11 protein-coding genes and 1 tRNA gene are annotated in these 12691 nt (G+C 71.1%); 7 read left to right on the top strand and 5 right to left on the bottom strand.

Annotated features, from left to right (window positions below; translation table 11 throughout):
• Nucleotides 1–106 precede the first annotated feature (106 nt).
• Nucleotides 107–1240 carry an acyl-CoA dehydrogenase family protein gene (locus ACZ4NT_RS14140; RefSeq protein WP_467725387.1) on the top strand — a complete coding sequence of 378 codons (1134 nt, stop codon included), beginning with the start codon at nucleotides 107–109 and terminating at the stop codon, nucleotides 1238–1240.
• Nucleotides 1241–1369: 129 nt separating this feature from the next.
• On the opposite strand, the gene ACZ4NT_RS14135 is transcribed toward ACZ4NT_RS14140, so the two are convergent.
• From ACZ4NT_RS14135 to ACZ4NT_RS14120, 4 genes are all read right to left on the bottom strand, one after another.
• Nucleotides 1370–1699 carry a rhodanese-like domain-containing protein gene (locus ACZ4NT_RS14135; RefSeq protein ID WP_121405041.1) on the bottom strand — a complete coding sequence of 110 codons (330 nt, stop codon included), beginning with the start codon at nucleotides 1697–1699 and terminating at the stop codon, nucleotides 1370–1372.
• A gap of 149 nt (nucleotides 1700–1848) precedes the next feature.
• Entirely contained in the window at nucleotides 1849–2874 is a 1026-nt protein-coding gene (locus ACZ4NT_RS14130; RefSeq protein WP_467725386.1) for a hypothetical protein, read from the bottom strand.
• A gap of 67 nt (nucleotides 2875–2941) precedes the next feature.
• Complete coding sequence (locus tag ACZ4NT_RS14125) at nucleotides 2942–4390, bottom strand: DUF2252 domain-containing protein (protein WP_121405040.1); 1449 nt, start codon at nucleotides 4388–4390, stop codon at nucleotides 2942–2944.
• A gap of 96 nt (nucleotides 4391–4486) precedes the next feature.
• On the bottom strand, nucleotides 4487–4849 hold the full coding sequence (locus ACZ4NT_RS14120) for a winged helix-turn-helix transcriptional regulator (protein ID WP_121405039.1): 363 nt from the start codon (nucleotides 4847–4849) through the stop codon (nucleotides 4487–4489).
• Between the two features lie 123 nt (nucleotides 4850–4972).
• On the opposite strand from ACZ4NT_RS14120, the gene ACZ4NT_RS14115 reads away from it, so the two are divergent.
• Complete coding sequence (locus ACZ4NT_RS14115) at nucleotides 4973–5626, top strand: FMN-dependent NADH-azoreductase (RefSeq protein WP_467725383.1); 654 nt, start codon at nucleotides 4973–4975, stop codon at nucleotides 5624–5626.
• A gap of 197 nt (nucleotides 5627–5823) precedes the next feature.
• On the opposite strand, the gene ACZ4NT_RS14110 is transcribed toward ACZ4NT_RS14115, so the two are convergent.
• Nucleotides 5824–5907 (bottom strand) — tRNA-Leu (locus ACZ4NT_RS14110).
• Nucleotides 5908–6653: 746 nt separating this feature from the next.
• Between ACZ4NT_RS14110 and ACZ4NT_RS14105 the strand changes: the two genes are divergently transcribed.
• From ACZ4NT_RS14105 to ACZ4NT_RS14085, 5 genes are all read left to right on the top strand, one after another.
• Nucleotides 6654–7505: a DUF3662 and FHA domain-containing protein gene (locus tag ACZ4NT_RS14105; protein ID WP_121405036.1), complete on the top strand. Its 852-nt coding sequence runs from the start codon at nucleotides 6654–6656 to the stop codon at nucleotides 7503–7505.
• 10 nt (nucleotides 7506–7515) lie between these two features.
• Nucleotides 7516–8037, top strand: coding sequence for an FHA domain-containing protein FhaB/FipA (locus ACZ4NT_RS14100; protein ID WP_121405035.1), 522 nt, complete (start codon nucleotides 7516–7518; stop codon nucleotides 8035–8037).
• Nucleotides 8038–8157: 120 nt separating this feature from the next.
• A complete protein-coding gene (locus tag ACZ4NT_RS14095; protein WP_467725380.1) occupies nucleotides 8158–9696 on the top strand; it encodes a Stp1/IreP family PP2C-type Ser/Thr phosphatase in 1539 nt (512 codons plus the stop codon).
• A gap of 26 nt (nucleotides 9697–9722) precedes the next feature.
• Nucleotides 9723–11159, top strand: a complete 1437-nt coding sequence (locus tag ACZ4NT_RS14090) for an FtsW/RodA/SpoVE family cell cycle protein (RefSeq protein ID WP_121405033.1) — start codon at nucleotides 9723–9725, stop codon at nucleotides 11157–11159.
• Nucleotides 11156–12637, top strand: a complete 1482-nt coding sequence (locus tag ACZ4NT_RS14085) for a penicillin-binding transpeptidase domain-containing protein (protein WP_121405032.1) — start codon at nucleotides 11156–11158, stop codon at nucleotides 12635–12637. The genes ACZ4NT_RS14090 and ACZ4NT_RS14085 overlap by 4 nt, the downstream gene beginning before the upstream one ends.
• Nucleotides 12638–12691 lie beyond the last annotated feature (54 nt).

The following is a 12691-nucleotide window of genomic DNA, read 5'->3' as shown; positions in this document are numbered from 1 at the left end:
TCTTCGCCCGTTCCCTTCTCGTAGAACCTGTTCTATCTTGACGCTCCGTCAGATCCGCCCGCCGGGAGCTCCGGTGGGCGGACCGGGTGCGTGGGAGGGCGGGACCGTGGACTTCACCTTCACCGAGGAGCAGCAGGCGGCGGTCGAGGCGGCCAGGGCGGTGTTCGCCGGGGTCGCGCCGGACGGTGTGCCCAGCCCCTCGCTCACCTCGGGAGCCGTCTCCGAGGACTTCGACCGCCCGCTCTGGGCGAAGCTCGCCGACGCCGACCTCCTGAGCCTCCTGCTGGACGCGGAGTTCGGCGGGGCCGGGCTGGATCCCATCGCGCTGTGCCTGGTGCTGCGCGAGTCCGCGAAGGTACTGGCCCGGGTGCCGCTGCTGGAGAACACCGCGGCCGCGGTCGCCGTACAGGCCCACGGCAGCCCGGAGTTGAAGGCCGACCTGCTGCCGCGGGCGGGCCGGGGCGAGCTGGTGCTGACCGTCGCCGCGAGCGGCCGTACCGGTCACGACCCCGCCGAACGCGCCGTGACCGCCCGGCAGGACGGGGACTTCTGGGTGCTGGACGGACTGCAGACCGCCGTGCCCTGGGCGCACAACGCGGACCTCGTCGTCGTCCCCGCCCACACCGCGGCCGACCGCACCGTCCTCGCGCTCGTCCCCCGTGTCCACGAGGGCGCCGTACTCGCCGAGCAACTCTCCACCACCGGAGAGCGGTTGGGCGAGCTGCGCCTGGACTCGGCGCGGATCCCCGCGCGCGACGTCATCGACGCCGACGGCGCGTGGGAGCGGCTGCGCGAACTGCTGACCACCGGGACGTGCGCGCTGGCGCTCGGGCTCGGCGAGGGCGTGCTCGCGATGACGAGCGCGTACACCGGCAAGCGGGAGCAGTTCGGCTTCCCGATCGCCACGTTCCAGGCCGTGGCCGTGCAGGCCGCCGACCGCTACATCGACCTGCGCGCGATGGAGGCGACGCTCTGGCAGGCCGCCTGGCGGATCGCCACGGGCGCGGGCGGGGCCCTGCCGGCCGCGGCGGACGTGGCCGTCGCGAAGACGTGGGCGTCCGAGGGCGTACGACGCGTCGTGCAGACCGCGCAGCACCTGCACGGCGGCTTCGGCGCCGACGTGGAGTACCCGCTGCACCGCTACCACGCCTGGGCCAAGCAACTCGAACTGTCCCTGGGCCCGGCTGCGGCGCACGAAGAGGCGCTGGGAGACCTGCTGGCGGCGCACCCCCTGAGCTGACCACCTCGCCGGCCCGGCAATCACGGCCCGTCCGATCACCCCACGGCGGCTCGCCACCGCAACCCCGCCCCCGGGGCCCGGTCGGCCACCACACCTCGGGCGGGCCCGCCGCTCACCGCGGCTGCGCGCCTAGAGCACGAAGCCCGGCTCGCCCTTGGCGTTCACGACGGGGCGCCCCGCAGCGGCCCAGACCTGCATGCCGCCGTCCACGTTCACGGCGTCGATGCCCTGCTGGGTGAGGTACATGGCCACCTGAGCGGAGCGGCCACCGGAGCGGCAGATCACATGGACCCTGCCGTCCTGCGGCGCCGCCTCGGTCAGCTCGCCGTAGCGGGCCACGAAGTCGCTGATCGGGATGTGCAGCGCCCCTTCGGCATGACCTGCCTGCCACTCGTCGTCCTCGCGGACGTCCAGCAGGAAGTCTCCGTCCTTGAGATCCGCGACCTCGACGGTGGGCACACCAGCTCCAAAATGCATGCCCCCGACGCTACCCGACCCCACGGGCCGCCCGAGTCCCCGGACCCGCGCAGCCGACGCGGCCGTCCGCCGGGCGCCGTCACGCTGCCGGGCGGTGGACGGCTGCCGGGCCGCGGCCCGGCAGCTCCCCGCTATCCGATCAGCTCGGCCAGCTGGTTCTCCCGCTCCCCGACCTGGGCCAGGAGCTGCTCGGCGATCTCCTCCAGCAGGCGGTCGGGATCGTCCGGAGCCAGCTTGAGCATGGCGCCGATCGCACCCTCCTCCAGCTCCCTGGCGACGAGGGTGAGCAGCTCCTTGCGCTGGGAGAGCCATTCGAGGCGGGCGTAGAGCTCCTCGCTGCGACTCGGCTTCCACTCCTCCGGCACGGGACCGGCCGCCCACTCCCCGGCCAGTTCCCGCAGCAGGCCTTCGTCGCCGCGTGCGTATGCGGCGTTGACCCGGGTGATGAACTCGTCGCGCCGGGACCGCTCGCCCTCGTCCTGCGCCAGGTCGGGGTGGGCCTTGCGCACGAGCTCGCGGTAGAGCTTGCGTGCCTCGTCGCTGGGGCGGACGCGCTGCGGAGGCCGCACGGGCTGGTCCGTGAGCATCGCCACGGCCTCCGGATACAGCCCCTCGGAGTCCATCCAGCCGTGGAAGAGCTCCTCGACACCCGGCATCGGCATGACCCGCGCCCGCGCCTCGTCCGCCTTGCGCCGGTCCTCCGGATCACCGGTGCGGGCCGCCTGCGCCTCGGCGATCTGCGCCTCCAGCTCGTCCAGCCGCGCGTACATCGGCCCGAGCTTCTGGTGGTGCAGCCGCGAGAAGTTCTCGACCTCGACCCGGAAGGTCTCCACGGCGATCTCGTACTCGATCAGTGCCTGCTCGGCCGCGCGAACGGCCCGCTCCAGCCGCGCCTCGGGGCGCGTGTCCTCGCCGTCCGCCGCGCTCGCGCCGGCGTCCGGCGCGGTGGCCGCGTCGGCGGCCTCGCCCTGGTCGGCCGGATCGCCCGGGGCCTGGCCGGGCCGGGCGTGGTCGCTCCGCCCGTCGGCGGGCGGCGAACCCGGCTCGCCGTCGGGCCGAGGCTCCGCAGCGCTTCGGACCCGGGCGTCCTCCGCCGTGCGGGCGGTCTCCGCCTCGGTGCGGTCGGGCTGGCTGTGCTCGGCTTCCGGGGTCGTCACCCGTCCAGCCTAGGCCACGGAACGGCGGGCCTTCCGGCCCATCCCGCACGGCCGCCCGGCCGGCCCGTCACACGCCCGGCTCCGCGGCTGTCCGGCCGTCCCCGATGGCCGCCACCAAGTCCGCGTGGTCCGCCTCCGTACGGTCCGCGTAGGCGACCGCGAAGGCGGCCATCGCCTCGTCCAGCTCCTCGTTCTTGCCGCAGTAGCCGGCGATCAGACGCGGGTCGGCGCCGTGCGCGTGGGCCCGGGCGAGGAGGGCGCCGGTCATCCGGCCGTAGTCGTCGAGCTGGTCGGCGGCGAGGGCCGCGGGGTCGACGCTGCCCTTGCGATTGCGGAACTGGCGAACCTGGAAGGGCCGGCCGTCGACCGTGGTCCAGCCCAGCAGGAAGTCGCTCACGACCTGGATGCGCTTCTGGCCGAGGACCACCCGGTGCCCCTCGTGATCCACGTCGGGCACGGCGTGGCCCGCCGTCACCAGGTGGGGGACCAGCGCCGAGGGCCTCGCCTCCTTGACCTGGAGGATCAGCGGTTCCCCGCGGTGGTCCAGGAGCAGCACCACGTACGAGCGGGTGCCGACGCTGCCGGTGCCGACGATGCGGAAGGCGACGTCGTGCACGGCGTAGCGGGCGAGGAGGGGGAGGCGGTCCTCCGCCAGGGTCGTCAGGTAGTCCTCCAGGGACGCCGCGACCGCCGCGGCCTCCGCGTCGGGGACGCGGCGCAGCACGGGCGGCGAGTCGACGAACCGGCGGCCGCCGCCCTCCACCGCCTCGGTCGACTTCTCGGCGAACCGGCCGCTGGTGTTGGCCCGCGCCTTCCGGGAGACCCGCTCCAGGGTGCCGAGCAGGTCGTGGGCGTCGGTGTGCGAGACGAGCTCCTCGTCCGCGATGGCGTTCCACGCGTCGAGGACGGGGAGCTTCGCGAGCAGGCGCATCGTTCGGCGGTAGGCGCCGGCCGCGTCGAACGCCGCCTTGCGGCAGGTGTCCTCGTCCGCCCCGGCCACCCGGCCCGCGAGGACGAGGGAGGTGGCGAGCCGCTTGAGGTCCCACTCCCAGGGGCCGTGCACCGTCTCGTCGAAGTCGTTCAGGTCGATGACCAGGCCGCCGCGGGCGTCGCCGTACAGGCCGAAGTTCGCCGCGTGCGCGTCGCCGCAGATCTGGGCCGCGATGCCGGTCATGGGGGTGCGCGCCAGGTCGTACGCCATCAGGCCCGCGGAGCCGCGCAGGAAGGCGAAGGGGTTCGCGGCCATTCTGCCGACCCGGATCGGCGTGAGCTCGGGGATGCGGCCGCGGTTGGACAGCTCCACCGCGGTCACCGCGTCCGGCCGGTCGGGGTCGAGGGTCAGCTCGGCGTGGGCGGCCCGGGGGACCTGCTGACGCAGCGCCTTGCCCTGCGCCTTGGGCCCCTGGCGCGTGCCGCTCTCCCCGGCCGCGCCGTCGTGGGCCGCTCCGGCGAACCCCGGGACGCGGAAAACCCTGCGCGCCCGCTGCTGCGCGCCCTCTGTACCGGTCTCGGTCATACCGACAGCCTCCCCCGTGCCACGAACATCAACTCGTGATGACCGTACCGCCGGGCGCCGAGAGTCGTCAGAGCCTGTGGAAAACTCCGCGACCGGCTATTTCCCGGGGCAGGAGCCGCCCTCGGGGAGGTGCCTCTCGGCCCAGGCGCCGAGTTCCTTCAGCGCGGGTTCCAGAGCGGCGCCCGCCTCCGTCAGGCGGTACGCGACCCGCAGCGGGGGCCCCTCGTCGACCTCGCGCACGACCAGTCCCGCCGCGCCGAGTTCCGTGAGGCGGTCCGAGAGCATCCGTTCGCTGATGCCGGGGATGGCCCGGCGCAGCTCGGCGAAGTGCACCGGTCGCTGCAGCAGCACGGCCACGACCAGTCCCGTCCAGCGTTTTCCGAGCAGCTGGAAGACCCGTGTCATGCCGTCGTCGACCTTCTGACACGGACCTGCTTCGTGGCTCACCGGCTCCGCCATGGCTCCAGGGTACTGCGTTCACGCAAGGGGATGAAAAAAAGTAAGTAGCTGTGTTATCACTAGTTAGGTACGAATCAGAAGCCCGTCCCTCGCGGGCTGCGCCGCATTTCCCTTGGAGAGCCCATGGCCACGCTGCTTCACATCGACTCGTCCGTGTTCCCCGCCGCCGCGTCGGCCTCCCGCGCGGTGACGGACGCCTTCCGCACGACCTGGGAGGAGCAGCACCCGGAGGGCTCGGTGATCTACCGCGACCTCGCCGTGCACCCCGTGCCGCACATCACCGCCGACGCCCACACCGCCGGCTTCGCCGCCCCGGACACCCACACCCCGGAGCAGGCCGCCGCGTTCGCCGAGCGCGAGAAGCTGATCGCCGAGCTGGAGCAGGCGGACGCCGTGCTGATCGGCGCCCCGATGCACAACTTCTCGATCCCCTCGACCCTCAAGGCGTGGCTGGACAACGTGATCCTCATCGGCCGCACCGCGATGACCGAGGAGTCGCGGATCAAGGGCACCCCGGTCACCGTCGTCGCCAGCCGCGGCGGCTCGTACGCGCCGGGCACGCCCCGCGAGCCCTACGAGTACGTGCAGAACTACCTGCAGGCCGTCCTCGGCGACGCGCTCGCCCTGGACGTCCACTTCATCGTCCCGGAGCTCACGATGGCGCCCCACAACCCGGCGATGACCGAGCTGATCCCCCTCTTCGAGGCCTCCCGCACCCAGGCCCTCGACGCCGCCACCGCGAAGGCCAAGGAACTCACGACCCACCTCGCCGGCTGACCCGAACCACCGCCGCGCACCGGCGCGACGCGGCCGCCGCGCACCGGGTGGAACAGGGCAGGGCCCCGGCAGTGAGATACCTCACCGTCGGGGCCCTGCCCGTTCCTGCTCGACCACGACCCGGCGCTCGAAGGGGCGGACCAAACGCAACAGACCCCCACCCCCGACTTCCGTCGGTGATGAGGGTCTGTTCGCTGTGCGCGAGGGGGGAGTTGAACCCCCACGCCCTTGCGGGCACTGGAACCTGAATCCAGCGCGTCTGCCTATTCCGCCACCCGCGCATTGGGTGTGTCGTCCGTCTCCCACCGAGTGGTGCGAGCGCCTGTCGACATGCAGAAGATTAGCACGCTGTCCGGGGTGGAATCACATCCCTTTCCCGGGCCCCACGCCTCCGGCGGCCTCACCCCACGGGAGCCCCCCGAGAGCAGTCGGGAACCCCCGCGCCCTCGGAAGCGCCGGGATCACGGCCTGCGGGCGCCCCGCGTCCGGCCTGCGGCGGCGCCCCGCCCCGGTCCCGCCCGGCGCACCAGGTCGCGCGGGGCCGCACCCCGGGGACCTCGCGCCCCATCCGTCCCGTACCGCTCCGTTTCCGCGTCCCGAGCCGAACCGGTTCACGTATCAACCTCGTACCGGTCCTGGCCATCTGTCCAGGAGCCGGACAAGGTGCACAGTCAGGTGCGGGACACTGGTCCCGGGCCGCCTCTACGATCCTTGCCTGAAGGAGTTCGAAGAGGCGCTCCGGAGGGAACTTCGGGAGGGGACCTCGGCTCGGGACTCCGCAAGGTGTGTCGACACTCGTCGACCGGGCCGACAGGGGGAACCACCCGATTTCCCGGCGCGTGGATACGATCAGTAAGCAGTATCAGGACGAAGACGATCAGCAGTACGCCGTAAGTGGCACCGCGCTGGGCAGTAGACACGTGGATGACACGGTGGCGAGCAGCACAGGCAGTACCGCACGCAGCGGCAGGGCGGGCGGTACGGACGTAAGCGGCACACAGGACGACGTCTAAGGAGGAGGTGCCCCATGGGAGTCCTGAAGAAGTTCGAGCAGCGTCTCGAAGGTCTGGTCAACGGCACCTTCGCCAAGGTGTTCAAGTCCGAGGTCCAGCCCGTGGAGATCGCGGGAGCGCTCCAGCGCGAGTGCGACAACAACGCCACGATCTGGAACCGCGAGCGGACCGTCGTACCGAACGACTTCATCGTGGAGCTGAGCACGCCGGACTTCGAGCGCCTCAGCCCCTACTCGGGTCAGCTCGGCGACGAGCTCGCCGGCATGGTGCGCGACTACGCCAAGCAGCAGCGCTACACCTTCATGGGACCGATCAAGGTCCACCTGGAGAAGGCGGACGACCTCGACACCGGTCTGTACCGGGTGCGCAGCCGTACGCTGGCCTCCTCCACCAACCAGCAGTCGCCCGCGTCGGCCCCGGCGGGCCCCGCGGGTCCGGCCGCGGGACGCCCGGGCGGATACGGCTACCCGCCGGCCGCCCAGCCCTCCGCGGCTCCCCCCATGCCGTCCGCGCCGCCGCCCGGCGGCCGCCCCGGAGCCGGACCCACGGGCCAGCGCCCCGCGGCGTCCCCGGCACCGGGCGCCAGGACACGGCACTGGATCGAGGTCAACGGCACACGCCATCAGATCTCCCGCCCGACGCTGGTGCTGGGCCGCAGCACCGAAGCCGACGTGCGGATCGACGATCCCGGCGTATCGCGCCGGCACTGTGAGATCCGGACCGGAACGCCCTCGACGATCCAGGATCTCGGGTCCACCAACGGCATCGTGGTGGACGGGCAGCACACCACCCGCGCTACGCTCCGCGACGGCTCGCGGATCGTCGTGGGCAGCACCACCATCATTTACCGGCAAGCCGAAGGGTGAAGCGGGGGCAATGTCAGAGCTGACCCTCACGGTCATGCGGCTGGGTTTCCTGGCCGTACTGTGGCTGTTCGTGATCGTGGCCGTGCAGGTCATCCGCAGCGACCTGTTCGGAACGCGCGTCACCCAGCGCGGGTCGCGCCGGGAAGCCGCGAGGCCGCAGCAGGCCGCGCGCCAGGCCGCGCCCCCGCAGCAGCGCCAGCAGGCGGCGCCGAGCGGCGGCGGCCGCCAGCGCCGCGGGGCCCCCACCAAGCTGGTCGTCTCGGAGGGCACCCTCACGGGCACGACCGTCGCGCTCCAGGGGCAGACCATCACCCTGGGCCGCGCGCACGACTCCACGATCGTCCTCGACGACGACTACGCGTCCAGCAGGCACGCCCGGATCTATCCCGACCGGGACGGCCAGTGGATCGTCGAGGACCTCGGCTCCACCAACGGCACCTATCTCGACCGGGCCCGGCTGACGACTCCCACACCGGTCCCGCTGGGCGCGCCGATCCGCATCGGCAAGACCGTCATCGAGCTGCGGAAGTAGTACGACAATGAGCGAGCGGAGCGAGCACGCAGCGGCGGTCCACACGACGGACCCCGGCGCGCTCCCGACCGGAGGGTGGGCACCGTGCGGATGTACCCGGAGCCGACGGGCGAGGTGCGCATGAGTCTGTCACTGCGCTTCGCCGCCGGATCGCACAAAGGCATGATCCGCGAGGGCAACGAGGACTCCGGTTACGCCGGTCCGCGGCTGCTCGCGATCGCCGACGGGATGGGCGGCCAGGCCGCCGGCGAGGTCGCCTCCTCCGAGGTGATCTCCACCATCGTCGCGCTCGACGACGACGTGCCCGGCTCCGACATCCTCACCTCGCTCGGCACCGCCGTGCAGCGCGCCAACGACCAGCTCCGGATGATGGTCGAGGAGGACCCCCAGCTGGAGGGCATGGGCACCACGCTCACCGCCCTGCTCTGGACCGGCCAGCGCCTCGGCCTCGTCCACGTCGGCGACTCCCGCGCCTACCTGCTGCGCGACGGCGTCCTGACCCAGATCACGCAGGACCACACCTGGGTGCAGCGTCTCGTCGACGAGGGACGCATCACCGAGGAGGAGGCCACCACCCACCCGCAGCGCTCCCTGCTGATGCGCGCGCTGGGCAGCGGCGACCACGTCGAACCGGATCTCTCCATCCGTGAGGTCCGGGCCGGCGACCGCTACCTGATCTGCTCCGACGGCCTGTCGGGAGTCGTCAGCCATCAGACGATGGAGGACACGCTCGCCAGCTACCAGGGCCCCCAGGAGACCGTGCAGGAGCTCATCCAGCTCGCGCTGCGCGGCGGCGGCCCCGACAACATCACCGTCATCGTCGCGGACGTCCTCGACATCGACAGCGGCGACACCCTCGCCGCCCAGCTCTCCGACACCCCGGTCGTCGTGGGCGCGGTCGCCGAGAACCAGCTCCAGTCGCAGGACAACGGCGCCATGCAGACCCCGGCGGGCCGCGCCTCGAACCTCGGCCGCCAGGTGCCCGGCCAGGGCGGCGGCGAGTTCGGCCCGCCCGGCAGCGGCGACACCACGGGCTACGTCCCGACCGGCGGCTTCGGCGGGTACTCGGACGAGGACTTCGTGAAGCCGCGCTCCGGGCGCAAGTGGCTGAAGAGGTCCTTCTACACGGTGCTCGCGCTCGCCGTGATCGGCGGCGGCCTGTACGGCGGCTACCGCTGGACGCAGACCCAGTACTACGTCGGCACCAAGGGCGAGCACGTCGCGCTGTACCGGGGCATCAGCCAGGATCTGGCCTGGGTCTCGCTCTCGAAGGTGCAGAAGGATCACCCCGAGATCGAACTCAAGTACCTGCCGCCCTACCAGCAGAAGCAGGTCAAGGCGACCATCGCCGAGGGCGGCCTCGACGACGCACAGTCGAAGATCGACGAGCTGGCCGTGCAGGCGTCCGCGTGCAAGAAGAACGCCGAGCGCCGCTCCGCCGAGAACGAGAAGAACGCCAAGACCGGCGAGGGCGAGGCCGGTGGCGTCACGGGAACCACAAAGTCCTCACTGACGTCCAAGGCCACATCGTCGCCGACTCCGAACCCGTCGGCGTCGGAACCCTCGTCCTCCAAGTCCAAGACCGCACCCACTCCCACACCCGGCCCCAGCCTCTCCGAGGAAGAGCAGAAGCTGGTCTCGCTGTGCGGTAAGCAGTAAGCAGCCGTGAGGGGCCCTGTCACACCATGAGCAGTAGTACGAACTCGTCGACGCACCACACGTCCACGATCGGCTCGATCGGTACGCCGAGCCGCCGCAACACCGAGCTGGCACTGCTGGTGTTCGCCGTCGTCATCCCGGTGTTCGCCTACGCCAACGTGGGCCTCGCCATCAACGACTCGGTGCCGCCCGGCCTGCTGAGCTACGGCCTCGGCCTCGGCCTGCTCGCCGGCGTCGGCCACCTCGTCGTACGCAAGTTCGCGCCGTACGCGGACCCGTTGCTGCTGCCGCTGGCCACCCTGCTCAACGGGCTCGGCCTCGTGGTCATCTGGCGACTGGACCAGTCGAAGCGGCTCCAGGCGCTGCCCAACTTCGTCGAGGCCGCGCCCCGGCAGCTGCTGTACACCGCGCTGGGCATCGCGCTGTTCGTCGTGGTGCTGATCTTCCTGAAGGATCACCGCGTCCTGCAGCGCTACACGTACATCTCCATGGTCCTGGCCCTGATCCTGCTGCTCCTGCCGCTGGTGCCGGGCCTCGGTCTGAACGTCTTCGGCGCCAAGATCTGGATCTCCATCGCCGGGTTCACCATCCAGCCCGGTGAGTTCGCGAAGATCGTCCTGGTGGTCTTCTTCGCCGGCTACCTCATGGTGAAGCGCGACGCGCTTGCCCTCGCCAGCCGCCGCTTCATGGGGCTCTACCTGCCGCGCGGCCGCGACCTCGGCCCGATCCTGGTCGTCTGGTTCGTCTCGATCCTCATCCTGGTCTTCGAGACCGACCTCGGCACCTCGCTGCTGTTCTTCGGCATGTTCGTGATCATGCTGTACGTGGCCACCGAGCGGACCAGCTGGATCGTCTTCGGTCTGCTGATGTCCGCGGTCGGCGCCGTCAGCGTCGCCTCCTTCGAGCCGCACGTCCAGCAGCGCGTCCAGGCCTGGCTCGACCCGATGCGCGAGTACACCCTCAGCCAGCAGGGCGTCGCCGGCCACTCCGAGCAGTCCATGGAGGCCCTGTGGGCCTTCGGCTCCGGTGGCACCCTGGGCACCGGACTCGGCCAGGGCAACTCCGACCTGATCAAGTTCGCCGCGAACTCCGACTTCATCCTCGCCACCTTCGGCGAGGAACTGGGCCTGGCCGGCATCATGGCGATCCTGCTGATCTACGGTCTGATCGTCGAGCGCGGTGTCCGGACGGCCCTCGCGGCCCGCGACCCGTTCGGCAAGCTCGCCGCCGTGGGTCTCTCCGGCGGTTTCGCCCTCCAGGTCTTCGTGGTCGCCGGCGGCGTCATGGGCCTCATCCCGCTCACCGGTATGACGATGCCGTTCCTGGCCTACGGAGGTTCCTCCGTCATCGCCAACTGGGCCCTGATCGGCATCCTGATCCGCATCAGCGACACCGCGCGCCGCCCCGCGCCCGCCCCCGCTCCCAACCCCGACGCCGAGATGACCCAGGTGGTCCGACCGTGAACAAGCCCCTGCGCCGGATCGCGATCTTCTGCGGGCTGCTCGTCCTCGCCCTGCTCATCCGGGACAACTACCTCCAGTACGTCCAGGCCGACTCCCTGAAGGACGACCCCAAGAACCGACGCGTCGCCATCGAGCGGTACGCCACACCGCGCGGCGACATCATCGTCGACGGCAAGTCGATCACCGGGTCGAAGAAGACGGACGGCAGCGACTTCGCGTACAAGCGGACCTACAAGGACGGCGCCATGTGGGCGCCCGTCACCGGGTACGCCTCCCAGGCCTTCGGCGCCACGCAGCTGGAGTCCATCGACGACGGCATCCTCACCGGCAACGACGACCGGCTCTTCTTCCGCAACACCCTGGACATGCTCACCGGCAAGAAGAAGCAGGGCGGCAACGTCGTCACCACCCTGAACTCGGCCGCCCAGAAGGCCGCGTACCAGGGTCTGCTCAGGCAGGGCAAGGGCGCCGTCGCCGCGATCGACCCGCAGACCGGCGCCATCCTCGCCCTGGCCTCCACCCCCTCGTACGACCCGTCGACGTTCGCCGGGAACTCCACGACGACCGACTCCAAGGCCTGGCAGAAGATCCAGAAGAAGAGCGACCCGGACGAGCCGATGCTCAACCGGGCGCTGCGCGAGACCTACCCGCCGGGCTCCACGTTCAAGGTGGTCACCGCGGCCGCGGCGCTGGAGAACGGCAAGTACACGAGCGCGGACGAGAAGACCAAGACCCCGCTGCCGTACACCCTCCCGGACACCACCACGGAGCTGAAGAACGAGGGGAACATCCCCTGCAAGAACGCCACCATGCGCGTGGCGCTCCGGGTCTCCTGCAACACGGTCTTCGGCAAGATCGGCGCCGACCTCGGCCGGGAGAAGATGGTCGAGCAGGCCGAGAAGTTCGGCTTCAACGAGGAGCAGTTCACGCCGGTGCGCGCCAGCGCCTCCACCTTCCCCACGAAGATGGACCGGCCGCAGACCGCGCTCAGCTCCATCGGCCAGTTCGAGACCGCGGCGACCCCGCTGCAGATGGCCATGGTCGCCTCGGCCGTCGCCAACAACGGCACGCTCATGAAGCCGTACATGGTCGACAAGCTGCAGGCTCCGAACCTGGACGTCATCGAGCAGACCGAGCCCGAGAAGATGAGCGAGCCGCTCTCCGAGGAGAACGCCCAGATCCTGCAGTCGATGATGGAGACGGTCGTCAAGGACGGCACCGGCACCAACGCGCAGATCAACGAGAACGGCGTCACCGTCGGCGGCAAGACGGGCACCGCGCAGCACGGCGTCGACAACAGCGAGAACCCGTACGCCTGGTTCATCTCCTACGCCAAGCAGAGCGACGGCAGCTCCCCGGTCGCCGTGGCCGTCGTGGTCGAGGACGAGAGCGCCAACCGTGACGACATCTCGGGCGGCGGCCTCGCGGCGCCCATCGCAAGGGACGTGATGAAGGCAGTCATCGACAGCAAGAAGTGACCCCCGTCACGTCCCCTGCACATCGGTGCACGTTGCGATACCGGTCCTGTATCG

The sequence above is a fragment of the Streptomyces sp. NPDC026417 genome (assembly GCF_055567695.1).
Note: the sequence above shows the minus strand (reverse complement) of the source record. Positions and strands in the feature narration are given on the sequence as shown.

Excerpts from the sequence above, each read along its gene's own strand:
- ACZ4NT_RS14100 (WP_121405035.1), top strand. The coding sequence starts at position 7,516 with ATGTCAGAGCTGACCCTCACGGTCATGCGGCTGGGTTTCCTGGCCGTA.
- ACZ4NT_RS14120 (WP_121405039.1), bottom strand. The coding sequence starts at position 4,849 with ATGGCGGAGCCGGTGAGCCACGAAGCAGGTCCGTGTCAGAAGGTCGAC.
- ACZ4NT_RS14115 (WP_467725383.1), top strand. The coding sequence starts at position 4,973 with ATGGCCACGCTGCTTCACATCGACTCGTCCGTGTTCCCCGCCGCCGCG.
- ACZ4NT_RS14090 (WP_121405033.1), top strand. The coding sequence starts at position 9,723 with ATGAGCAGTAGTACGAACTCGTCGACGCACCACACGTCCACGATCGGC.
- ACZ4NT_RS14125 (WP_121405040.1), bottom strand. The coding sequence starts at position 4,390 with ATGACCGAGACCGGTACAGAGGGCGCGCAGCAGCGGGCGCGCAGGGTT.
- ACZ4NT_RS14095 (WP_467725380.1), top strand. The coding sequence starts at position 8,158 with ATGAGTCTGTCACTGCGCTTCGCCGCCGGATCGCACAAAGGCATGATC.
- ACZ4NT_RS14105 (WP_121405036.1), top strand. The coding sequence starts at position 6,654 with ATGGGAGTCCTGAAGAAGTTCGAGCAGCGTCTCGAAGGTCTGGTCAAC.